This is a genomic window from Burkholderia sp. MSMB1459WGS (assembly GCF_001534535.1).
In the GTDB taxonomy this organism is placed as follows: Bacteria; Pseudomonadota; Gammaproteobacteria; order Burkholderiales; family Burkholderiaceae; genus Burkholderia.
The window spans coordinates 65180-88498 of sequence record NZ_LPMU01000012.1 but is presented as its reverse complement, the minus strand read 5'-3'; the positions used below and the strand labels follow the sequence as shown (position 1 = coordinate 88498).

21 protein-coding genes are annotated in these 23319 nt (G+C 68.8%); 14 read left to right on the top strand and 7 right to left on the bottom strand.

Features of this window, described 5'->3' with window-relative positions:
- Positions 1-84: 84 nt before the first annotated feature.
- Both WT97_RS05395 and WT97_RS05390 read right to left on the bottom strand, forming a co-directional pair.
- Complete coding sequence (locus tag WT97_RS05395; RefSeq protein WP_034208332.1) at positions 85-771, bottom strand: helix-turn-helix domain-containing protein; 687 nt, start codon at positions 769-771, stop codon at positions 85-87.
- Positions 772-983: 212 nt separating this feature from the next.
- Positions 984-2159, bottom strand: a complete 1176-nt coding sequence (locus tag WT97_RS05390; protein ID WP_059794093.1) for an MFS transporter — start codon at positions 2157-2159, stop codon at positions 984-986.
- Between the two features lie 147 nt (positions 2160-2306).
- Between WT97_RS05390 and WT97_RS05385 the strand changes: the two genes are divergently transcribed.
- The 8 genes from WT97_RS05385 (at position 2307) to lnt (ending at position 10614) form a co-directional block, all read left to right on the top strand.
- Entirely contained in the window at positions 2307-3239 is a 933-nt protein-coding gene (locus WT97_RS05385) for a LysR family transcriptional regulator (RefSeq protein WP_059504496.1), read from the top strand.
- Positions 3240-3454: 215 nt separating this feature from the next.
- Positions 3455-4840 carry a tRNA (N6-isopentenyl adenosine(37)-C2)-methylthiotransferase MiaB gene (miaB, locus tag WT97_RS05380; RefSeq protein ID WP_059504494.1) on the top strand — a complete coding sequence of 462 codons (1386 nt, stop codon included), beginning with the start codon at positions 3455-3457 and terminating at the stop codon, positions 4838-4840.
- A 33-nt stretch (positions 4841-4873) separates the two neighbouring features.
- Positions 4874-5920 (top strand): PhoH family protein, encoded by a 1047-nt coding sequence (locus tag WT97_RS05375; RefSeq protein WP_060353097.1) that lies wholly within the window; start codon positions 4874-4876, stop codon positions 5918-5920.
- 128 nt (positions 5921-6048) lie between these two features.
- Positions 6049-6816 (top strand): rRNA maturation RNase YbeY, encoded by a 768-nt coding sequence (gene ybeY / locus WT97_RS05370; protein ID WP_059504491.1) that lies wholly within the window; start codon positions 6049-6051, stop codon positions 6814-6816.
- Positions 6817-6828: 12 nt separating this feature from the next.
- A complete protein-coding gene (locus tag WT97_RS05365) occupies positions 6829-7461 on the top strand; it encodes a gamma-glutamylcyclotransferase (protein ID WP_059794009.1) in 633 nt (210 codons plus the stop codon).
- 70 nt (positions 7462-7531) lie between these two features.
- Positions 7532-7681: a hypothetical protein gene (locus tag WT97_RS34490; RefSeq protein WP_179949751.1), complete on the top strand. Its 150-nt coding sequence runs from the start codon at positions 7532-7534 to the stop codon at positions 7679-7681.
- A 292-nt stretch (positions 7682-7973) separates the two neighbouring features.
- Positions 7974-8861, top strand: a complete 888-nt coding sequence (locus tag WT97_RS05360) for an HlyC/CorC family transporter (RefSeq protein ID WP_059504489.1) — start codon at positions 7974-7976, stop codon at positions 8859-8861.
- A 52-nt stretch (positions 8862-8913) separates the two neighbouring features.
- The gene (gene lnt, locus WT97_RS05355; RefSeq protein WP_059794008.1) at positions 8914-10614 is read left to right on the top strand and encodes an apolipoprotein N-acyltransferase; all 1701 of its coding nucleotides are present in this window, start codon (positions 8914-8916) and stop codon (positions 10612-10614) included.
- Between the two features lie 54 nt (positions 10615-10668).
- Here lnt and WT97_RS05350 read toward each other — a convergent pair whose 3' ends face one another.
- Positions 10669-12342, bottom strand: coding sequence for a tetratricopeptide repeat protein (locus WT97_RS05350; protein WP_060353117.1), 1674 nt, complete (start codon positions 12340-12342; stop codon positions 10669-10671).
- Positions 12343-12626: 284 nt separating this feature from the next.
- On the opposite strand from WT97_RS05350, the gene glyQ reads away from it, so the two are divergent.
- Genes glyQ through WT97_RS05325 form a run of 5 tightly spaced genes read left to right on the top strand, consistent with a single transcriptional unit; the run spans position 12627 to position 18116 of the window.
- Positions 12627-13631 carry a glycine--tRNA ligase subunit alpha gene (gene glyQ, locus WT97_RS05345; RefSeq protein ID WP_006477868.1) on the top strand — a complete coding sequence of 335 codons (1005 nt, stop codon included), beginning with the start codon at positions 12627-12629 and terminating at the stop codon, positions 13629-13631.
- A 22-nt stretch (positions 13632-13653) separates the two neighbouring features.
- Complete coding sequence (gene glyS, locus WT97_RS05340) at positions 13654-15795, top strand: glycine--tRNA ligase subunit beta (RefSeq protein WP_060353096.1); 2142 nt, start codon at positions 13654-13656, stop codon at positions 15793-15795.
- A gap of 10 nt (positions 15796-15805) precedes the next feature.
- Positions 15806-16369 carry a D-glycero-beta-D-manno-heptose 1,7-bisphosphate 7-phosphatase gene (gmhB, locus tag WT97_RS05335; RefSeq protein ID WP_060353095.1) on the top strand — a complete coding sequence of 188 codons (564 nt, stop codon included), beginning with the start codon at positions 15806-15808 and terminating at the stop codon, positions 16367-16369.
- 43 nt (positions 16370-16412) lie between these two features.
- Positions 16413-17177, top strand: a complete 765-nt coding sequence (locus WT97_RS05330) for a 1-acyl-sn-glycerol-3-phosphate acyltransferase (protein ID WP_059504483.1) — start codon at positions 16413-16415, stop codon at positions 17175-17177.
- A gap of 45 nt (positions 17178-17222) precedes the next feature.
- A complete protein-coding gene (locus WT97_RS05325) occupies positions 17223-18116 on the top strand; it encodes a M48 family metallopeptidase (protein WP_060353094.1) in 894 nt (297 codons plus the stop codon).
- A 108-nt stretch (positions 18117-18224) separates the two neighbouring features.
- Here the strand turns inward: WT97_RS05325 and gloA are convergent, their stop codons facing one another.
- A complete protein-coding gene (gene gloA / locus WT97_RS05320) occupies positions 18225-18608 on the bottom strand; it encodes a lactoylglutathione lyase (protein WP_006477863.1) in 384 nt (127 codons plus the stop codon).
- A gap of 417 nt (positions 18609-19025) precedes the next feature.
- On the opposite strand from gloA, the gene WT97_RS05315 reads away from it, so the two are divergent.
- Positions 19026-19961, top strand: a complete 936-nt coding sequence (locus WT97_RS05315; protein WP_060353093.1) for a DMT family transporter — start codon at positions 19026-19028, stop codon at positions 19959-19961.
- Positions 19962-20046: 85 nt separating this feature from the next.
- On the opposite strand, the gene rsmA is transcribed toward WT97_RS05315, so the two are convergent.
- From rsmA to WT97_RS05300, 3 genes are read right to left on the bottom strand one after another with little or no spacing between them, the layout of a single operon-like run.
- Positions 20047-20874 carry a 16S rRNA (adenine(1518)-N(6)/adenine(1519)-N(6))-dimethyltransferase RsmA gene (gene rsmA, locus WT97_RS05310; RefSeq protein ID WP_059794000.1) on the bottom strand — a complete coding sequence of 276 codons (828 nt, stop codon included), beginning with the start codon at positions 20872-20874 and terminating at the stop codon, positions 20047-20049.
- A gap of 47 nt (positions 20875-20921) precedes the next feature.
- Complete coding sequence (pdxA, locus tag WT97_RS05305; RefSeq protein WP_060353092.1) at positions 20922-21911, bottom strand: 4-hydroxythreonine-4-phosphate dehydrogenase PdxA; 990 nt, start codon at positions 21909-21911, stop codon at positions 20922-20924.
- 11 nt (positions 21912-21922) lie between these two features.
- Positions 21923-23281: a peptidylprolyl isomerase gene (locus WT97_RS05300; protein ID WP_060030359.1), complete on the bottom strand. Its 1359-nt coding sequence runs from the start codon at positions 23279-23281 to the stop codon at positions 21923-21925.
- Between the last annotated feature and the right edge of the window lie 38 nt (positions 23282-23319).

Here is a 23319-nt window from a genome sequence, read left to right as displayed (position 1 = left end):
AACGGCGTCGTCCGAACGGCCGGCGGACCGACCCGCGACGCCGCGACGGCCGGGAAATGCAGTCGCGCCGCGCGGCGCGCACGATCAGTTGGCGGCGGCGTGCGCCGCGTCGGGCACGAGCCAGCGCGGCGGCACCTCGGGGCTCACCGTCACGCGGAACGCACGCGCTTCGCTGTCGCCCGGGTTGCGCAGGCTGTACGGCTGGTCGGCATCGAACACGATCGCATCGCCGGTCGCGAGCAACTGGCGGCGGTCGTGCACGCTGACTTCGAGCGTGCCTTCGCTGACGACGAGGTTGACCGTCGTGCCGGGTGCGCGGCGCGTGCCGGGCTCCGTATGCAGCGGCGCGATCCGCAGCTCGTGGAATTCGGCCGCGGCCGGCTCGCCTTCCGGGTACAGCGCACGTGCCGAGAAGCGGCCGTTCGAGCTGACGACGCGCGACGCGCGCTCGGCCGCCAGATGCTCGAAACCGTTCACCGCATGGCGCCGCAGGAACGCGGCGACCGATACCTTCAGCGCCGCCGCGATCTTGCAGAGCACCTTGATCGACGGCACGCTGCGCGCCGATTCGATCTGCGCGAGCATCGCGCGCGACACGCCGGACAGCCGCGCGAGCGCATCGAGCGACAGTTGCCGCTCGGCGCGCAAACGCGCCAGGTTCACGCCGACGACCTGCTCGAGCGCGTCGAGCGACGCGGACGCGCGCAGGTCGGCGGCATTGCCGGACTCGAAGGAAGACACGTCGCGCACGAGCGCCAGGGATGAAGACATAGCATGGCCTCCGGGCCGCCGCGCGGCCCTGCGTAGGGGGTAAGCCGGAATCGGGTTGCGCCGGTCATGGCGCGTATCGAGACGCTATCACCCGCCCTTGCACGGGCAAACGAAGTTATCTTCACACCGTTATCAGCATTGCGGAGGAATGCGTTTCTCGCGAACCTTTTCCTGCCGCCATGGCGTCGCCGCGCAAGGCGCCGCGGCGCCGCTCACTGCGCCGCCTGCGCCGCGCCGCGCGCCGGGCCGCGCGCATCGAGCCGCATCGCGAGCCACGTGACGACGAGCGCCGCGAACGTCACCGCGACCGCGACCCAGGGCAGCGCATCGAGCGCGAAGCCGTGTTCGAGCGCGAGGCCGCCGAGCCACGCACCGCCCGCATTGCCGACGTTGAACGCGCCGATGTTCAGCGTCGACGCGAGATGCGGCGCGCTCGCGGCCTTCTCGACCACGCGCGCCTGCAGCGGCGGCACCGTCGCGAACGCGGCGATCCCCCAGACGAATACGGTGACGGCAGCCGCGACCGGCAGGTGGCTCGTCTTCGCGAACGCGGCCATCACGGCCATCAGCGCGACGAGGATCGCGATCAGCGACGGCATCAGCGCGCGGTCGGCGAGCTTGCCGCCGATCGTATTGCCGATCGTCAGCCCCGCGCCGAACAGCACGAGGATCAGCGCGACCGCGCGCGGCGAATAGCCCGATACGGTCTCGAGAATCGGCGCGATGTAGGTGAACACGACGAACACGCCGCCGAAGCCGAGCACGGTCATCAGCAGCGCGAGCCATACCTGCGGCTCCTTCAGCACGCGCACTTCGTGGCCGAGGCCGACCGGCCCGCTGTCGTGGCGGTTCGGCACGAGCGCGGCCACGCCGCCAAAGGCGAGCACGCCGAGCGCTGCGACGATCCAGAACGACGCGCGCCAGCCGAGCAACTGGCCGACGAACGTGCCGAACGGCACGCCGAGCACGTTCGACAGCGTGAGCCCGGTAAACATCAGCGCGATCGCGCTCGCGCGCTTGTCGGCCGGCACGAGCGACGCGGCGACCACCGCGCCGATGCCGAAGAACGAGCCGTGCGCGAACGACGTGACGACGCGCGCGACCATCAGCATCGCGTAACCGGACGCGATCGCGCACAGCACGTTGCCGACGACGAAGATCGCCATCAGCAACTGCAGCGCGGCCTTGCGCGGCATGCGGCTCGTCAGCACCGCGAGCAGCGGCGCGCCGACCGCGACGCCGAGCGCGTAGCCGGTGACGAGCAGGCCGGCCGACGGCAGCGACACGGCCAGGTCGTGCGCGACTTCGGGCAGGAGGCCCATGATGATGAATTCGGTGGTGCCGATGGCGAAGGCGCTGATCGCGAGCGCCAGTAACGGAAGGGGCATGACGTTCTCCGGAAGGCGGCGGCCGCGGCGCCGGTTCGGTGCCGCACCGCACAAGAAAGCGGGATGTGCGCGCATTGTCCCGAAGACGCCTATATTTGATAATTGGCGTGGCATTTGAACCATTTTCAAATATCTCTGGAAAATCGCATGGACCGACTGGGCGACATCCGGCTGTTCGTCGAGGCGGCGGAACTGGGCAGCCTGTCCGCCGCCGGACGCAAGCTGAACCTCACGCCGGCCGCCGCGAGCGCGCGGCTCGCGAAGCTGGAGGCGAAGATCGCGACACGGCTGTTCGAGCGCTCGACGCGGCAATTGCGGCTCACCGACGAAGGCAAGCTGTACCTGAACTGCTGCCGCCAGGCGCTGCAGGCGCTCGACGACGCGGATGCGATGCTGCAGGAAGGCCGCAACGTCGTGAGCGGCAAGGTGCGGCTGTCGTCGACGTCCGATTTCGGCCGCCACCAGCTGCTCGACTGGCTTCACGAATTCACGACGCTGCATCCGGGCGTCACGTTTTCGCTCACGGCGTCCGATTCGTCGTCGAACCTGTGGCAGGACGAGATCGATCTGGCGATCCGCTTCGCCGCCCCGCCCGACGGCGCGCTGATCGCCCGCCGGCTCGCGACCAACCGGCGCGTGCTGTGCGCGGCGCCGTCGTTCGTCGAACGCCATGGCGTGCCGGCCGATCCGCACGATCTGGCCCGCTTTCCGTGCAACGTGATCACGATCGCGTCCGGCCCGATGAACACCTGGCACTTCACGCGCGGCGACGAAGTGCAGATCCACACGGTGCCCGTGTCGACCGCGTTCGAGACCAACGACGGCGGCCTCACGCGCGAATGGACGCTGCGCGGCCACGGCATCGCGCTGAAGTCGCTGTGGGACATCGCCGACGACGTCCGTGCGGGCCGGCTGCGCGTGCTGCTGCCCGACTGGCGGCACCAGGATGCGCCGCTGCACGCGATCTATCACAGCAAGCGCTACATGGCGCCGCGCGTGCGCGTGCTGCTCGATTTTCTCGCCGAACGCTTCGCGCGCGAGGAAGCGGCGCTCGACGACTTGCTGAACGCGTGCCGTTGACGGCCGGCCCGCCTTCATCGAGGGGTCGGAACCCGCGATCCTGCGTCGCGCGTCTGCAACCGGCCGCCCGTCCGTCGTGGCGCGAAAAGCTATAATGGAAGGCTTTCCCCGACGGCCTTTCCTGCCAGCTGCGCGCGATTCGCGTGCCGCGCACGGCCGTCCCGACTCACCCTTGACGACGCCCCCAGGTCAACCACTGCGAACGGCGAATCCCCATGACCAAGAAAGTTTACGTAAAGACCTTCGGCTGCCAGATGAACGAGTACGACTCGGACAAGATGGTGGACGTGCTCAATGCGGCCGAAGGCCTCGAAAAGACCGACACGCCCGAAGACGCGGACATCATCCTGTTCAACACGTGCTCGGTGCGCGAAAAGGCGCAGGAGAAGGTGTTCTCCGATCTCGGCCGCGTGCGCGAGCTGAAGGAAGCGAAGCCGGGCCTCCTGATCGGCGTCGGCGGCTGCGTCGCGAGCCAGGAAGGCGCGTCGATCGTGTCGCGCGCGCCGTACGTCGACCTCGTGTTCGGCCCGCAAACCCTGCACCGCCTGCCGCAGATGATCGACGCGCGCCGCGCGAGCGGCCGCGCGCAGGTCGACATCACGTTCCCCGAAATCGAGAAGTTCGACCACCTGCCGCCCGCGCGCGTCGAGGGGCCGAGCGCGTTCGTGTCGATCATGGAAGGCTGCTCGAAGTACTGCAGCTACTGCGTGGTGCCGTACACGCGCGGCGATGAAGTGTCGCGCCCGCTCGACGACGTGCTGACCGAAATCGCCGGCCTCGCCGATCAGGGCGTGCGCGAAGTCACGCTGCTCGGCCAGAACGTGAACGCTTATCGTGGAAAATTCGGCGGCGCGCTGACGGCCGGCTCGACCGACATCGCCGATTTCGCGACGCTGATCGAATACGTCGCCGACATCCCCGGCATCGAGCGGATCCGCTACACGACGTCGCACCCGAAGGAATTCACGCAGCGCCTGATCGACACCTACGCGAAGGTGCCGAAGCTCGTGAGCCACCTGCATCTGCCGGTCCAGCACGGCTCCGACCGCATCCTGATGGCGATGAAGCGCGGCTACACGGTGCTCGAATACAAGTCGGTGATCCGCAAGCTGCGCGCGATCCGCCCCGATCTGTCGCTGTCGACCGACATGATCGTCGGCTTCCCCGGCGAGACCGAGGAGGATTTCGACAAGATGATGGCGCTCGTGCACGAGATGAGCTACGACACCAGCTTCTCGTTCATCTACAGCCCGCGCCCGGGCACGCCGGCCGCGAACCTCGCCGACGACACGCCGCGCGAAGTGAAGCTCAAACGCCTGCAACATCTGCAGGCGACGATCGAGGAGAACGTCGCGCGCATCAGCCAGTCGATGGTCGGGAAGGTCGAGCGGATCCTCGTCGAGGGCCCGTCGCGCAAGGACCCGAACGAACTCGCGGGCCGCACCGAGAACAACCGGGTCGTGAATTTCCCGGCGCCGCTCGCGTCGCACCCGCGCCTGATCGGCCAGATGATCGACGTGAGGATCAACCATGCGTACCCGCACTCGCTGCGCGGCGAGCTCGTGCTCGTCAGCGACGACGCGAGCGCGGCCACCCACTGACCGACCGACGCCCGACAGGAGCCCGACGCTACTTTGAAGACCGTCCAAGCACTGGAATTCACCGCCCCGCGCGACGACAACGCGCGCCTCGCCAACCTCTGCGGCCCGCTCGACGAAAACCTGCGGCAGATCGAACAGGCGCTCGACGTCACGCTCGCGCGGCGCGGCCACCGGATCACGATCCGCGGGCGCGGCGCCAAGCTCGCCCTCGCCGCGCTCGAAAACTTCTACAAACGCGCGCGCGATCCGCTGTCGGTCGACGACATCCAGCTCGCGCTGGTCGAGGTGCGCCACACGGCCGGCAACGGCCGCCAGGAACCGCTCGACGTGCGCTTTCGCGGCGACCCCGACCATCCGTTCGACGAACCCGTCGTGCAGCTCGACGCGGACGAGCCGGACGAAGAACCGGCGCCGAAGCTCTACACGCGGCGCGCCGACCTGCGCGGCCGCACGCCCGCGCAGCGCGAATACCTGAAGCAGATCCTGTCGCACGACGTGACGTTCGGCATCGGGCCGGCCGGCACCGGCAAGACCTACCTCGCGGTCGCGTGCGCGGTCGACGCGCTCGAGCGCGACCAGGTCAAGCGGATCGTGCTGACGCGCCCGGCCGTCGAGGCCGGCGAGCGGCTCGGCTTCCTGCCGGGCGACCTCGCGCAGAAGGTCGACCCGTACCTGCGGCCGCTGTACGACGCGCTGTACGACCTGCTCGGCTTCGACAAGACGGCCAAGATGTTCGAGCGCCAGATGATCGAGATCGCACCGCTCGCGTACATGCGCGGCCGCACGCTGAACCACGCGTTCATCATCCTCGACGAGGCGCAGAACACGACGCCCGAGCAGATGAAGATGTTCCTCACGCGGATCGGCTTCGGCTCGAAGGCGGTCGTGACCGGCGACACGAGCCAGGTCGACCTGCCGCGCGGCCACAAGAGCGGCCTCGTCGAGGCGCAGCAGGTGCTCGGCGGCGTGCGCGGCATCGCGCTCACGCGCTTCACGAGCGCGGACGTGGTGCGCCATCCGCTCGTCGCGCGCATCGTCGAGGCGTACGACGAATTCCACGCGCAGCACCAGGACGGCTGAGCGGCGGCGCGCTGCCCCGGCCGGCCCGGCCCGCCAGACGGCGCGCCGGGCTTTTTTTCGCCCGGGCGAATTCGGGCGCGATCGGCCGTTTGGTGTATCCTCAACGCGTCCCAATCGCCGCACGCGTCATGAAATCCTCCCGTTCCCGCAAATCCGGCCGCGCCGCGTCCGACTCCCCCCGCCTTTCGCTGTTCGACGCAAAGGGCAAGGCCCGGACCGTCAACGCACAAGGGCTGCGAATCGACTTCCCGGACGGCCGCAGCCTGATGTTCGACCTGTCGGGCAGCTCGGGCGACGCGGCTGTCGCGATCGTCGCGCAGCACAACGATCCGGCGATGCGCGCGAAGCTCGCGCTGCAGCCCGAGCACTACGACAGCGTGACGCTGCACGTCGGCGCCGAATTCGCCCCGCGCGAGGACGACCCGGAAGACGAGCCGCGCGCGCTGGAATTCGACCTGTCCGTGCAGTACGGCGACGAGATCACGAGCGAGCTGCGCAAGACGCTGCCCAAGCGCAAGCTGATCGCCGAATGGATCGAGCCGGCGCTGTTCGCGAGCGCGCAGTTCACCGTGCGCTTCGTCGGCGAAAACGAAGGCCGTACGCTGAACGCCGGCTACCGCCACAAGGACTATCCGACCAACGTGCTGACCTTCGCGTACGACCCGGCGCCCGACGGCACCGTGATCGGCGACCTCGTGCTGTGCTGCCCGGTGGTCGAGAAGGAAGCGCACGACCAGGGCAAGCCGCTCATGGCCCATTACGCGCACCTGCTGGTGCACGGCGCGCTGCACGCGCAGGGCTACGACCACGAGACGAGCGACGAGGACGCGGCCGAAATGGAAGCGCTCGAAGTCGACATCCTCGCGAAACTGGGTTTTCCGAACCCGTACCAGTAAGCCATCCGTCCGATGCGTCACGCCGCGATGCTGCCGCCCGCCTACCCGCCGTCGATCGGCGAAGGCCGTCTGCTGACGGAAGACGAACTCGCCGCGTCCCTCGCGCATACGATGCGCGACTGGGACGGCCGGCAGGATCTCTGGCTGTTCGGCTATGGCTCGCTGATCTGGAACCCCGGGCTGCCGACCGTCGCGGCCGTGCGCGGCAAGGTGCACGGCTATCACCGCGGGCTCTACCTGTGGTCGCGCGTGAACCGCGGCACCCCCGAACGGCCGGGCCTCGTGCTCGCGCTCGATCGCGGCGGCTCGTGCACGGGCATCGCCTTCCGGCTCGCCGGGCCGACCGCGCAGCCGCACCTCGAGACATTGTGGAAGCGCGAGATGCCGATGGGCTCGTACCGGCCCGCGTGGCTGCCGTGCTCGCTCGAGACCGGCGAACGCGTGACCGCGCTCGCGTTCGTGATGCGCCGCGACGCACCGACCTATACGGGCAAGCTGACCGACCCCGTCGTGAAGGAAGTGTTCGGCTGCGCGGCCGGCCGCTACGGCACGACGCTCGACTACGTGAGCCGCACGGTCGACGCGCTGCGCGCGAGCGGCATCCCCGACCGCGCGCTGGAAGGGTTGCTCGCACGATGCCGATGATCCGACACGACACCCGGCCTGCCGCCATGCATGCGGCACTGCGCCGCCCACCTTCCCGAGGACACTGCCGATGAAACCGTCATGCCGGTCACGTTGCAGGATCGCCGCGCTGCTCGTCGCCGCGAGCGTCGCGCTGTCCGGCTGCGGGATACTCGGTTGCGGCGGCGCCGCGACCAACGGCGCGGCAGCCGGCGGCTGCTCGGCCGGCATGCGGTTCTGAACCGCGCGCCGGCGGCGCCCGCCTGCGGCGGAATGCCGCCGTCACGGCCGTTTCCCGCGTCGGGCCGCGTCGCCCTTCCCGCCGCCGATTTTTGGCCGCAGCGCCCCGCCGGCTCTTTCTGCGATAGGATGAGCCCGAGGACGCCGCCGCGCCCGGCGCGGCCGTCCGCGAGCGGGGCAGCGCGAGCCGCCCGCCCTGGCCGCGCGGCCGGGTGACATGGCCGCGTCGTGCCCTTGGTGTATCCTTGCCTACTCCGTGACCGCGCGCCCCGGCATGACCCGGGCGCACCACCATGAACGATTCGTATCCCAGTCGTAAGCCAACCGACAAACCGCAAGAAAAGCGCTCGCTGCTCGAGCGCCTGACCGACTTCATCTCGCCCGAGCCCGAATCCCGCGGCGAATTGCTGGAAATCCTCCAGGACGCTCACGAACGCAACCTGATCGACGCCGATTCGCTGTCGATGATCGAAGGCGTGTTCCAGGTATCCGATCTGTGCGCGCGCGACATCATGGTGCCGCGCGCGCAAATGGACGCGATCAACATCGCCGACAAGCCCGAGGATTTCATCCCGTTCGTCCTCGAAAAGGCGCACTCGCGCTATCCCGTGTACGAGGAGAACCGCGACAACGTGATCGGGGTGCTGCTCGCGAAGGATCTGCTGCGCTTCTACGCCGAGGAAGAGTTCGACGTGCGCGGGATGCTGCGCCCGGCCGTGTTCATTCCGGAATCGAAGCGCCTGAACGTGCTGCTGCACGACTTCCGCGTGAACCGCAACCACCTGGCGATCGTCGTCGACGAATACGGCGGCGTCGCTGGCCTGATCACGATCGAGGACGTGCTCGAACAGATCGTCGGCGACATCGAGGACGAATACGACTTCGACGAGGAAGCCGGCAACATCATCTCGGGGCCGGACGGCCGCTACCGCGTGCGCGCGCTCACCGAGATCGAGCAGTTCAACGAGGTGTTCGGCACCGATTTCCCCGACGACGAAGTCGACACGATCGGCGGGCTGATCACCCATCATTTCGGACGCGTGCCGCACCGCGGCGAGAAGCTGCAGCTCGGCAACCTCGTGTTCGAAATCCAGCGCGGCGATGCGCGCCAGGTTCATGTGCTGCTGGTGCGCCGCAACCCGCTCGCCAGCCGGCGCGCCGAAACCTCGCACGAAGACTGACCGCCCCGCGCCGGCCGCGCTTCCTTCAACCGCTCGCCCTCTTCCGCTTCACATGGACGATCCGATCCCGTCCCGCCCGGCTGGCGGCCTTCTCGCGCCGGCGCCCGGCCGCGCGCTGCCGCGCTGGCACTATCCGGCCGCGCTGCTCGCCGGCGCGGCCAATACGCTCGCCTTCGCACCCACGCCGCATGGCGGCTGGCTGCAGCTCGTCGTATTCGTCTGGTTTTTCGCGCAGCTGACGCGCACGTCGAGCTGGCGCGGCGCCGCGCTCACCGGCGGCGCGTTCGGCTTCGGCAACTTCATCAGCGGCGTCTGGTGGCTCTACATCAGCATGCACGTGTATGGCGAGATGGCCGCGCCGCTCGCGGGCGGCGCGCTCGTGCTGTTCTCGCTGTATCTGTCGCTGTACCCGGCGTTCGCGGCCGGGCTGTGGTCGTTCTGCGCGGGCCATGCGTGGCATCGCCGCGAGCCCGACCCGCGGCCGTTCTCGCCGACCTGGCACGGCGCATTCGCGTTCGCGAGCGCGTGGGCGCTCGGCGAATGGCTGCGCGGCACCGTGTTCACCGGCTTTCCCTGGCTCGGCAGCGGCTACCCGCAGGTCGACGGCCCGTTCGCAGGCTTTGCGCCGGTGGTCGGCGTGTACGGGATCGCGTGGGTGCTCGCGCTGTTCGCCGCACTGGTCGTGCAGGCGCTCGCCGCCGCGCGCCCGTCGCCGCTGCGGGTCGGCGGCGCCGGCGCATCGAGCGGCAACGCGCGCGTACGCATCGCCGCGCCGGCCGGCATCGCCGCCGCGCTCGTCGCGGCCGGCCTCGCGCTGTCGCAGGTCACGTGGACCGTGCCCGCGAACGCGCCGCTCACCGTGCGGCTGCTGCAGGGCAACGTGAAGCAGGACATCAAGTTCGAGCAGGAAGGCATCGACGCGGCGATCAAGATGTACCAGCAGATGATCGTCGAGAAGCCGGCCGACCTGATCGTCACGCCCGAGACCGCGATCGCGGTGATGATCCAGGAACTGCCCGAACCGTTCGCCGTCGCGATCCGCAAGTTCAGCGACACGACCGGTTCGGCCGTGCTGTTCGGCGCGGTCGGCGCGTCGGTGACCGAGGACGGCCGGTACGTCGATTACACGAACAGCCTGTACGGCGTGACGCCGAACTCGCGCGACATCTATCACTACGACAAGCATCACCTCGTGCCCTTCGGCGAATTCATTCCGTGGGGCTTCCGGTGGTTCGTCAACCTGATGAAGATGCCGCTCGGCGACTTCGCGCGCGGCGCGCCCGTGCAGAAGCCGTTCCTCGTGCACAACCAGCCGGTGATGGCCGACATCTGCTACGAGGATTTGTTCGGCGAGGAAATCGCCGCGACGATCCGCGACAATCCGCAGCCGCCCGGCGTGCTCGTCAACGTGACGAATCTCGCGTGGTTCGGCGACACGATCGCGCTCGACCAGCATCTGCAGATCGCGCGGATGCGCTCGCTCGAAACGGGCCGGCCGATGCTGCGCTCGACCAACACGGGGATGACGGCCGCGATCGATGCGCACGGCCGCGTGCTCGGCCAATTGAAGCCGTTCACGATCGGCTCGCTCGACGTGCGGATCGAAGGCACCAGCGGCTTCACGCCGTACGTGACGAGCGGCAACAACATCGTACTCGCGGTGTCGTTCGTGCTGCTCGCGTTCGGCTTCACGTTCGGGCCGGGCTTGCGCCGGCGCAACGGCCGACGCCACGGCGACGACGAAGCGCAATGACGCAACGGCCCGCCGTCGAGCGCGGCGGCCCGTGACCGCGGGCGGGCCGGCGGTTCAGGCCTGCTGGGCCGATTGGTCCGATCGGTCCGATCGATCCGATGGTTCCCACTGCGCAGCGACGCGCCGCAGGTCGCGGCTCACTTCCTCCATCACCGGCGCCCACGCGCCGAACGTCGGCTGCCGGTACAACGTCGCGGTCGGATACCACGGGCTGTCCCGGCGATCGAGCAGCCATGGCCAGTGCGGATTCACGTCGAGCAGCACCCAGGTACGCGCGCCGAGCGCGCCGGCCAGGTGCGCGACCGACGTGCACACGGTGATCACGAGATCCAGCGCGCCGATGAACGCCGCCGTATCGTCGAAGCTCTTCAATTCGGCCGTATAGTCTTCGATCGCGAAACCCGCCGCGCGCGCGTCGGCGACATCCGCGTCCGCGCCCGGCTGCAGCGAATAGAACGCGACGCCGTCGATGCCGCGAAACGCGTCGGCATAGCGCTCGAGCCCGACGCGCCGGAACGGATTGCGCTGATGGCCCGCGCTGCCCGTCCACACGAGCCCCACCTTCGGCCGGCCGTCGCCCGCGAGCCGCGCGCGCCATGCGTCGCATGCGCCCGGCTCGGCCCGCAGGTACGGCACCGACGCGGCGAGCGTCGATGCCTCCATGCCGAGCATCAGCGGCAGGCCGATCAGCGGTACTTCGTAATCGAATGCCGGCAGCGCGTCGACGCCGCCGCCCGCGCCGAATGTGTCCGCGTGCGCGCCGAGGCTGCGCTGCATCAGCGTGCCGAGCGCCGGAAACGTATTCCACGCGAGCCGGCCGCCCTCGCGATGCACGCGTTCGGCGAGCGGCGCGACGAAGCGGCAGAACTGCAGCACGTCGCCGAGCCCCTGCTCGCCCCACACCAGCAGCGTCTTGCCGGCGAGCGGCTCGCCCTGCCAGCGCGGGCCCGGCAGCGCCGGCCGGCGGCCGCGCAACTCGCCCGCGCCGTCCCAGCGTGCCTCGTGGCCGCGCCAGCCGGCTGCGTGGTTGCCGCGCACGAGTTGGATGATCGCGAGATTGAAGCGGAACGACGCATCGTCGGGCGCCAGTTCGCACGCCCGCGCCGCATGGCGCTCGGCATCGTCCCAGCGCTGCGCCTCCTTCATCGCCATCGCGACGTTGTTCATCGCGAGCGCGTTGTCGGGCGCGAGCTCGGCGAGCCGCTCGGCGCACGCGAGCGCACCGTCCAGATCGTGCGTCGCGATCCGCGCGACGACGAGATTGATCCACGCCTGCACGTCGTGCGGATCATGCTTCACGGCCGCGTCGAGCAGCGCGATCTCTTCCGCGCGGTCGCCGCCCGACAAGCGCAGCGCGATCGCGAGGTTGTTGCGCAGCGACGGCCAACCGGCATCGAGCGCCAGCGCCGCGCGGTACGGCGCGACCGCATCCGCGTGACGGCCGGCCATCTGCAGCGCGTAGCCGTGATTGAAGTACGCGTCAACACCCGGCTGCGCACGCGCCGCGCATTCGGCGAGCGCAACCGCATCGCCCGTGCGCTGCCGCGCGACGAGCGTGGCCGTGAGCTGCGCGATCGCCGCCGCATCGACCGCGTGCAGATGGGCGGCGGCGGCGAGCCAAAGATCGTGCGCGGAGCGCTCGCCGCGCGCCTGAGCGTCGGCGGCGTGCCCGAGCAGGGCGAGGAACGGCGGAAGCAGCGGAATCAGAATGTCGGTCGGTTCGTCCATGCAATCGGCATCGGCAAGCGGTGACGCGGCGCGCAGCGCGCACCGCAATACGCGCATCATAACGCCCGCGCGAAGCGCCGCGGCATGGGCGCCGGCGCCCGTGTGCGCGGGCCGCCGGACCGGTGCGGCAACGCCCGCATCCGCCTTCCGGCCGCATCCGGTCGCCGATCCGGTAAAATTACGCGTTTCAGCACACTAACAAGCCGCGCCGCCGCGCGAGCCGACCCTCCGGGCCCGCCCGGAGCGCCGTCCGCAACGGAGCGCCAGCGCCACGAAGGCTCTTCATGCTTACGTTTCAGCAAATCATCCTGACGCTGCAGTCCTACTGGGACAAGCAGGGTTGCGCCCTGCTCCAGCCCATCGACATGGAAGTCGGCGCGGGCACGTCGCACGTCCACACGTTCCTGCGCGCGGTCGGCCCCGAGCCGTGGCGCGCCGCGTACGTGCAGCCGTCGCGCCGCCCGAAGGACGGCCGCTACGGCGAAAACCCGAACCGCCTGCAGCACTACTACCAGTACCAGGTCGTGCTCAAGCCGGCGCCCGAAAACATCCTCGACCTGTACCTCGGCTCGCTCGAAGCGCTCGGCTTCGACCTGAAGCAGAACGACGTGCGCTTCGTCGAGGACGACTGGGAGAACCCGACGCTCGGCGCGTGGGGGCTCGGTTGGGAAGTGTGGCTGAACGGGATGGAAGTCACGCAGTTCACGTATTTCCAGGAAGTCGGCGGCCTCGAATGCAAGCCGGTGCTGGGCGAGATCACGTACGGCCTCGAGCGCCTCGCGATGTACCTGCAGAAGGTCGAGAACGTGTACGACCTCGTGTGGACCGAGTGGGAAGAGCAAGGCCCGAACGGCCCCGAGCTGCGCCGCCTGTCGTACGGCGACGTGTACCACCAGAACGAGGTCGAGCAGTCGACCTACAACTTCGAGCACGCGAACGTCGACCTGCTGTTCACGTTCTTCAACAGCTACGAAGCCGAAGCGAAGAAGATGATCGACGCGCAGCTCGCGCTGCCCGCGTACGAGCTCGTACTGAAGGCCGGCCACACGTTCAACCTGCTCGACGCGCGCGGCGCGATCTCGGTCACCGAGCGGGCGGCGTACATCGGCCGCATCCGCGCGCTGTCGCGTCTCGTCGCGCAGGCTTACTACGACTCGCGCGAGAAGCTCGGCTTCCCGATGCTCGGCAACCCGCCGGGCGTGCCGGGCCTCACCACCGACGCCCAGGACGCCGCGCAGCCGGCATGGGCGCCGCCGCTCAAGGTCGAACGCAAGATCGATCAGGACTGACGAGACGAGATTCATTCCAACCATGACGCATAATCATCCCGCCCCCCTGCTCGTCGAACTGCTGACCGAAGAGCTGCCGCCGAAGGCCCTCGCGCGCCTCGGCGACGCATTCGCCGAAGGTCTCGCGCAACGCCTCGCGGCGCGCGACCTCGTCGAAGGCGAACTCGTGTTCGAACGCTACGCCACGCCGCGCCGCCTCGCGGTCGTCGTGCAGAACGTGCGCGCCGTCGCGCCCGACCGGCAGGTCCGCGAAAAGGTCCTGCCCGTGTCGGTCGCGCTCGACGCCGAAGGCAAGCCGACGGCCCCGCTCGCGAAGAAGCTCGCGGCGCTCGGCCACCCGAACCTGTCGATCGCCGATCTCGAGCGCGCGCAGGACGGCAAGGCCGAAGCGTTCTTCATCAACTATTCGGCGGCCGGCGTCACGCTCGCCGACGGCCTGCAGGCCGCGCTCGACGAAGCGCTCGCGAAGCTGCCGATCCCGAAATTCATGACGTACCAGCGCCCGGACGGCTCGGACGTGAAGTTCGTGCGCCCGGTGCATCGCCTGACGGTGCTGCACGACGACCGCGTCGTGCCCGTCACCGCGTTCGGCGTCGACGCCGGCGACACCACGCTCGGCCACCGCTTCCTGTCCGACGGTCTCGTCGCGATCCAGCATGCGCGCGCGTACGCCGACACGCTGCGCGACAAGGGCCGCGTGATCGCGCACTTCGCCGATCGCCGCGAAACGATCCGCACGCAGCTGAACGAACATGCGAACGGCGACACGGTCGTGATGCCCGAATCGCTGCTCGACGAAGTAACGTCGCTGGTCGAATGGCCGGTGGTCTACCCGTGCCGTTTCGAGGACGAATTCCTGCAGGTGCCGCAGGAATGCCTGATCCTCACGATGCAGACGAACCAGAAGTATTTCGCGCTGACCGACGTCGCCGGCAAGCTGCGCTCGCGCTTCCTGATCGTGTCGAACATCGAGACGAAGACGCCGGGCGAGATCATCGAAGGCAACGAGCGCGTCGTGCGCCCGCGCCTCGCCGATGCGAAGTTCTTCTTCGAGCAGGACAAGAAGAAGCCGCTCGCCGAACGCGTGCCGCAACTCGCGAACGTCGTCTATCACAACAAGCTCGGTTCGGCGCTCGCACGCGTCGAGCGCCTCGAGGCGCTGGCCGGCGAGATCGCCCCGGCGATCGGCGCCGACACCGCGCATGCGAAGCGCGCCGCCCGTCTCGCGAAGGCCGACCTGCTGACCGACATGGTCGGCGAGTTCCCCGAATTGCAGGGCACGATGGGCACGTACTACGCGCGCCACGACGGCGAACCCGACGACGTCGCGCTCGCCTGCGCCGAGCACTACCAGCCGCGCTTCTCCGGCGATGCGCTGCCGACCACACCCGTATCGACCGCCGTCGCGCTCGCCGACAAGCTCGAGACGATCGTCGGCATCTGGGGCATCGGCCTCGCGCCGACCGGCGAAAAGGATCCGTTCGCGCTGCGCCGCCACGCGCTCGGCGTGCTGCGCCTGCTGCTCGAAAAGCAGTTGCCGCTCGATCTCGTGGCGCTGCTGCGCACGGCCCACGCACGCTTTGACGGCGTGCCGGGCGTCGCCGAATCGACCGACGCCATCTTCGCGTTCTTCATGGATCGCCTGCGCGGCCTGCTGCGCGAGCGCGGCTATTCGGCCGGCGAAATCGACGCGGTGCTGAGCCTGAACCCGACGCGCATCGACGATCTCGTCGCGCGCCTCGACGCGGTGCGCGAATTCACGCGCCTCGCGGAAGCCGAAGCGCTCGCGGCCGCGAACAAGCGGATCTCGAACATCCTGAAGAAGTCGGAAGGCGATACCGGCCTGACCGTCGGCAATATCGTCAAGCCTGTCGATAAGATGAGCCGCACGATCCGCGTGGAATTATTCATCGAAGACGCCGAAAAGGAGCTGAACCACCAGCTCGATCAGGTCGGCCCGCACGTACAGGAACAACTCCGCCGCGGCGAATTCACGGGCGCGCTGTCGGCACTCGCGCAACTGCGGGACGCAGTTGACACGTTCTTCAAGGACGTAATGGTGAATGTCGACGACCCGGCCGTGCGCGACAACCGCCTCGCTTTGCTCGGCGCACTGCACCAGCAGATGAACTGCGTCGCCGACATCTCGAAGCTCGCCGCATAAGGGCCGAACGATGCCGATCAGCCCCAACCGAAAGCTCGTCGTCCTCGACCGGGACGGCGTGATCAACGTCGATTCGGACGCGTTCATCAAGACGCCCGACGAATGGGTCGCGCTGCCCGGCAGCTTCGAGGCGATTGCGCGGCTCAACCACGCGGGCTACCGCGTGGTCGTCGCGACCAACCAGTCCGGCATCGGTCGAGGGCTGTTCGACATGGCCGCGCTCAACGAGATGCACCTGAAAATGCATCGCGCGGCGGCCGCGGTCGGCGCGCGCATCGACGCGGTGTTCTTCTGCCCGCACACGGCCGAGGATCGCTGCGACTGCCGCAAGCCGAAACCCGGCATGATGCAGATGATCGCCGAGCGCTTCGAGATCGATCCCGCCAACACGCCGGTCGTCGGCGATTCGCTGCGCGACCTGCAGGCCGGCGTCGCGGTCGGCTTCCAGCCGCACCTCGTGCTGACCGGCAAGGGCAAGAAGACGCTCGCCGCCGGCAATCTGCCGGACGGCACGAAAGTCCACGACGACCTGCGCGCCTTCGCGCTCGATTTTCTTTCACACGAATACGAATGATGCGGCTGCCGCGCGCATCCTCCCCAACGCCAGACTCACACCGATGCGCTTCGTCCGCTCCCTGCTGCTGCTGATCTACTTCATCCTGTACACGGTGCCGTACGCCACCGCGTGCTTCATCGCGTTTCCGTTCATGCGCCCCGACGCGCGCTACTGGATGGCGGCCGGCTGGTGCAAGTCGACGCTGTGGGTCGTGCGCTGGCTGAACGGCATCCGCTACCGGATCGAAGGGATGGAGAACCTGCCCGACGGCCCGGCCGTGCTGTTGTCGAAGCACCAGTCCGCGTGGGAAACGCTCGCGTTTCCGGCGCTGATGCCCAAGCCGCTCTGCTACGTGTTCAAGCGCGAGCTGCTGTACGTGCCGTTCTTCGGCTGGGCGCTCGGGATGCTGCACATGGTCAACATCAACCGCAAGGAAGGCAAGAACGCGTTCGCGTCGGTGATCCGCCAGGGCAAGAAGCGCCTGTCGGAAGGCGCATGGATGATCATGTTCCCCGAAGGCACGCGCACGCCGGTCGGCAAGCAGGGCAAGTACAAGACGGGCGGCGCGCGTTTCGCGATCGAAACCGGCACGCCGGTCGTGCCGATCGCGCACAATGCAGGTCATGTGTGGCCGCGCAACTCGTTCACGAAATTCCCGGGCGTCGTCACCGTGTCGATCGGCAAGCCGATCGCGAGCGAAGGGCTGACGCCCGATGCATTGAACTCGCAGGTCGAAGCATGGATCGAAGCGGAAATGCGCCGCATCGATCCCGATGCGTATCGTCAGGCGGGCAACGCCGGCACCCGCGATGCCGCGCGCGCCTGAAGCCCCGGATTGCAGCCGTTGCGTACGACAAAAAGAAGCGAACTGATGAAACAGCGTCCGCGGCCACGGCCTGCCGTCGTGGCCCTCGATCATCGCCAGATGGATCTGCCGCTCTTCGACGGGCCGGCCGCGGCCCCGTCGGCGCCTGCCGCGCCGCCGGCACCGCCCGAAGCCGCCCCCGCCCCCGCCGCGCCGCTCGATCCGGGCCCGGCGCCCGATCGTTCACGCGTGCGCACGTTGGCGCTCGACAGCCGTGTGCTCGAATACCGGCTGAAGCGCTCGGCGCGCCGCACGATCGGCTTCACGATCGACGGCAGCGGGCTGTCGATCACCGCGCCGCGCTGGGTCACGCTCGCCGACATCGAAGCGGCGATCGCCGAGAAACAACGCTGGATCTTCGCGAAGCTCGCGGAGTGGAAGACGCGCACCGAGCAGCGCGCGCTGCCGCAGATCGACTGGCGCGACGGCGCGCAACTGCCGTATCTCGGCAAGACGGTGACGATCGCGCTCGGCGCGGGCGCCGTCGGCTTCGATGCCGATGCGCTGCGGCTGTCGCTGCCGCTGCCCGTGCAGGCCGACATGCAGCAGATCAAGGATCGCGTGCAGGGCTGGCTGCAAGGCGAAGCGAAACGCATCTTCGGTGAGCGCCTCGCGGTCTACGCGGAAAGGCTCGGCGTCACGTATTCGATGTACGCGCTGTCGTCGGCCGCGACGCGTTGGGGCAGTTGCTCGAGCGACGGCAAGATCCGCCTGAACTGGCGGCTGATCCATTTTCCGATGTCGATCATCGACTACGTCGTCGCGCACGAGCTGTCGCACCTGCGCGAAATGAACCACAGCCCGGCCTTCTGGCAGACCGTCGAATCGATCTTCCCCGAGTTCCGCGAAGCGCGGCACACGCTCAAGCATCACCCGCCCGAGCTGCTGCCGTCGCTTTGACGCGCACGGCTTCGCCGCCAACGAAACAGGGCGGTACGGGTTACCCCGCACCGCCCTGTTTCGTTGCTGCGGCGGGCATCGCATGCCGCAGCCCGGTTCATCGCGCGCTTACTTCTTCTGGATGAACTCGATCTTGTAGCCGTCCGGATCCTCGACGAACGCGATCACGGTCGTACCGTGCTTCATCGGGCCCGCCTCGCGCGTGACCTTGCCGCCTTGCGCCTTGATCTTCTCGCAGGCCGCGTACGCATCGTCGACCGCCACCGCCAGATGGCCGAAGCCGTTGCCCAGATCGTAGGACGGCGTCTCCCAGTTGTGGGTCAGCTCGATCACGGTGCCCGTGCTCTCGTCTTCGTAGCCGACGAACGCGAGCGTGAACTTGCCTTCCGGATAATCCTCGCGACGCAGCAGCTTCATGCCGAGCAATTCGGTGTAGAACTTGATCGAGCGGTCGAGATCGCCGACTCGCAGCATCGTATGCAGCAAACGCATGTGTTGTACTCCTGTGGGGACTTTCCAGAGCCGGAAATTCTACCGGAGTCGGGTGAATTTCGCCGGGGACGCCTAGTTGGGGATGCCTAGTTGGGGGCGCCTGGCCGAGGGCACCTAGCCGGGAGCGCCTGGCCAGATGCACCGGGTCGGGGCGCGGCCCGATGCGGTGCATCGGTTGCCTGTCGCGAGCACGAGCGCGGCGGCGGAAAACGGCACGATCCGTCTCACCCGGCCACCGCGCCGATCGGGTAACATCCTTCCACTTCGCACCAAAATCGGGCATGCATCCTGCCGCCCGACCGCGACCACCCACTCTTCCGTACGCCCCACTGCCGTGCGAAACCATCGATTCGAGCGCGCCGGGCGCGCCGCCCACCTGAACGCGCCGTCGCCGTACCGCATCCGCGAGGTGCGCCGATGACCGCGCTCGCCGCCGCCCCCGTGCGCCGCACACTCGATACGCGCGCCGTCGGCCTGATGCTGCTGCTGTGCGCGATCTGGGGCTTCCAGCAGGTCGCGATCAAGAGCACGAACGCCGCGATCGCGCCGATGTTCCAGGCCGGGCTGCGTTCGGTGATCGCCGCGCTGCTGCTATGGGGCTGGGCCCGCACGCGCGGCACGCCGCTGTTTCAGGCGGACGGCACGTTCGGCGCGGGGCTCGCGGCCGGCGCGCTGTTCGCCGGCGAATTCGTCTGCGTGTTCTTCGGGCTGACGCTGACGAGCGCGTCGCACATGGCGATCTTCCTGTACACGGCACCGTGTTTCACCGCGCTCGGCCTGCACCTGTTCGCACCGGGCGAGCGACTGCAGCGCACGCAATGGGCCGGCGTCGGCCTCGCATTCGCCGGCATCGCGCTCGCGTTCGCCGACGGCTTCCTGAAGCCACGCGCGCCCGGCGCGTCCGTGCTGGCCGGGCTCGCCGGCGACGCGCTCGGGATTCTCGGCGGCGCGATGTGGGCCGCGACGACGGTCGTCGTACGTTCGACGGCGCTCGCGCGGGCGAGCGCGAGCAAGACGCTGTTCTACCAGCTTGCGGTATCGGCGGTCGTCCTGGTCGCGCTCGCCGCGCTGCTCGGGCAGATGTCGCTCGCGCAGGTCACGCCGCTCGCGATCGCGAGTCTCGCGTACCAGTCGGTGATCGTCGCGTTCGTCAGCTACCTGTCGTGGTTCTGGCTGCTGACGCGCTACAGCGCGTCCCGGCTGTCCGTCTTCACGTTCCTGTCGCCGCTGTTCGGCGTCGCGTTCGGCGTGCTGCTGCTCGGCGAAACGGTCGGCTGGCGCTTCATGTCCGCGGCCGCGCTCGTGCTGACCGGCATCGCGCTCGTCAACGCGCCGCCGCGCCGGCGGTCGTGACGACCGGCGCAAGACGCGCGGGCAATAAAAAAGCTGCCGGTCAGGCAGCCTCTTCGATACAGCCGACGGGCTTGCGCCACGCGCGTCATCCGGCCTTGCGCCGCGCCGCGAGCGCCTGTGCGACGCCGACGTATTCGGCCACGCTCACGTCCTCCGCACGGCGCGCGAGATCGAAGCCGAGCGCATCGAAATCGACGGTCTCGCGGTAATCGCCGAGCGTATTGCGTAGCATCTTGCGGCGCTGCGAGAACGCGGCCGTGACGATTTCGCCGAGCAGCACCGGATCGACGTCCGGCAGTTCGTGCGGCTCGTACGGAATCATCCGGACGATCGCCGAATCGACCTTCGGCGGCGGCTGGAACGATTCCGGCGGCACGTCGAGCATCTTTTCCATCACGTAGCGGTACTGCAGCATCACCGACAACCGCGAGAACGCCTTCGTGCCCGGCTCCGCGACCATCCGCTCGACGACTTCGTTCTGCAGCATGAAATGCTGGTCGATGACCGCATCGGCGAACGTCATCAGGTGAAACAGCAGCGGGCTGGAGATGTTGTACGGCAGGTTGCCGACGATCCGCAGCGACGGCTTGTCGCCGGGCGCCGCGAGCGAACGGAAGTCGAACGCGAGCGCGTCGCCCGCGTGCAGCTCCAGCAGCGCGCCGAAGCGCTGCTGCAGGCGCCCGATCAGGTCGCGATCGAGCTCCACCGCGTGCAGCGGCGACTCGGGCGTCGCGAGGCGCTCGATCAGCGGCTCGGTCAGCGCGCCGAGCCCGGGGCCGATCTCGACCATCCGCTGGCCGCGCGCGGGGCCGATCGTCGCGACGATCGAGTCGATCACGCCGTGATCGACGAGGAAGTTCTGCCCGAAGCGCTTGCGCGCGAAATGGCCTTGGTGCTGTCTGCTGTTCGACATCGACTGAGTAAAACGAAAAATACGACGAATGGGGTAAGCCGGCAGCGTCAGGCTGCGCGGCGATGGCGCGCCATCGTGACGGCCGTATCGAGCGCGGCGATCATGCTGCCCGGATCCGCGCGGCCCGTGCCGGCCAGATCGAGCGCGGTGCCGTGATCGACCGACGTGCGGATGATCGGCAGCCCGAGCGTCACGTTGATGCCCTCGCCGAACGTCGCGTACTTCAGCACGGGCAGGCCCTGGTCATGGAACATCGCGAGCACGCAGTCGGCATCGGCCAGATGGCGCGGCTGGAACAGCGTGTCGGCCGGATACGGGCCGCGCGCGTCGATGCGTTGCGCGTTCGCGCGGGCCAGCGCCGGCGAGATCACGTCGATCTCCTCGCGGCCGAGATAACCGTTCTCGCCCGCATGCGGGTTCAGGCCCGTCACGAGGATGCGCGGCGCGGCGAGACCGAAGTCGCGCCGCAGGTCGCGATCGATGATCGCGAGCGTCTCGACGAGCCCGTCGATCGTCAGCGCGGCCGATACGTCCTTCAGCGGCAGGTGCGTGGTCGCGAGCGCGACGCGCAACGGCCGGTCGCCGGTGCCCGCCAGCATCATCACGACGCGCGGCGTATGCGTGCGTTCGGCCAGGTATTCGGTATGGCCGGTGAAGGGCACGCCCGCGTCGTTGATCGTGCTCTTCTGCAGCGGCGCGGTGACGATCGCGTCGTACCGGCCCGCCAGCGCGCCGTCGATCGCCGCGTCGAGCAGCCCGAGCACGTAGCGGCCGTTCGCCGCGTCCAGCTTGCCCGCCTGCGCCGGCACCGCCAGCGCATGATGCGCGACCGACACCTGCGTGCCGCCGGCCCACGCGGCCCGGTCGGCGCCGACCGCCGCGGCCCGCGCGTCGAGCAGCGCTGCATCGCCGAGCACGGTGAAATGCACGTCGGGCCAGCGCTGCGCGGCGTCACGCAACGCCTGCACGGTCAGTTCCGGGCCGACCCCCGCCGGTTCGCCGGTCGTGATCGCGATCTGCAGCGCGGGCGTGGTCATCCGATGCTCGCTCAGTTCGCCGGGCCGACGCCGCCGATCTTGTACTGCACGTACGACGAATCGCGCAGCTCGCGCAGCCAGTCGGCATATGCCTGTTCCGCCTTGCGCTGGCCGATCGCCTGACGGGCGATGTCCATCTGCTGCTGCACCGACCCTTCGGCCTCGCGGCGGTTCAGCACCTGGATCAGGTGGTAGCCGTACTCGGTACGAATCGGCTGGCTGATCTGGCCGTCCTGCAGGTTGTTCATCGCGCGCTCGAATTCCGGCACGGTCTCGCCCGGGCTGATCCAGCCGAGATCGCCGCCCTGCGATGCGGAACCGTCCTGCGAGTAGGTGCGCGCGAACTTCGCGAAATCGCCGCCGGCCTCGACCTGGTTGCGGATGTCGATCAGTTGCTGACGCGCCTGGCCTTCCGACTTGCCTTCGCCGACGCGCAGCAGGATGTGGCGCACGTGGGTCTGCACAATCTTCGGCGCGGCGGCGCTCGCGCCCTGGCTCTGGCGGCGATCGACCAGGCGCACGATCTCGAAGCCGTCCGGCACGCGGATCAGCGTCGGATTGACCTGGCCGGGGCGCAGCTTCGACGCGGCGTCGACGACGTCGGCCGGCAGCGCGCTCGGCGACTTGAAGCCGAGATCGCCGCCCTTCTTCGCGTCGTTCGCTTCGGAGTTGTTCTTCGCGAGCCGCTCGAAATCGGCGCCCGACTTCGCCTGCTGCAGCAGCGCTTCGGCCTTCTTCTGCGCGGCTTCGATGTCGGCCTGCGGCGCGTTGGTGGGCGCCTTGATGAAGATGTGCTGGAAGCGCAGGTCCTGCTGCTGCGACGCGTTCGGCCCGCGCTGGCTCGCGATGTAGTTCGCGACCTCGGCGTCCGACACCGTGATCTTGCCGTCGACCTCGCGCTCGCGCAGCTTCGACAGCATCAGCTCGGTGCGTGCGTCGTTCGTGAAGATGCTCCAGGGCACGCCCTGCGCCTCGAGACGCGCGCGGTACTGGTCGAGCGTCATCCCGTTCGCCTGCGCGAGCCGCTGCAGCGTGGCCTGCACGGTCGCGTCGTCGATGCGGATTCCGTCGTCCTTGGCCTTCTGCACCTGGATACGTTCGAGCACCATCTGGTTCAGCACCTGCGCGCGCAACTGGTCGGCCGGCGGCACCGGCGCGTTCTGCTGCTGCAGCCGGCGGGCGATCAGGCCCACGCGCTGGTCGAGTTCGCGGCCCGTGATCACGTCGTTGTTGACGACGGCGACGACTTCGTCGGCGAGCTGCGCACCTTGCGAACCGAGCGCCTGCGCCGCGGCCGGCGCGGCGGCGAGCAGCGCGGCGGACGCGGCGAGGCTGGACACGACTGCCGCGAAACGAAGGGTTTTCTTCATTGCCACTGAAACTCCATTGAAATCGTGCTGACCGGTGC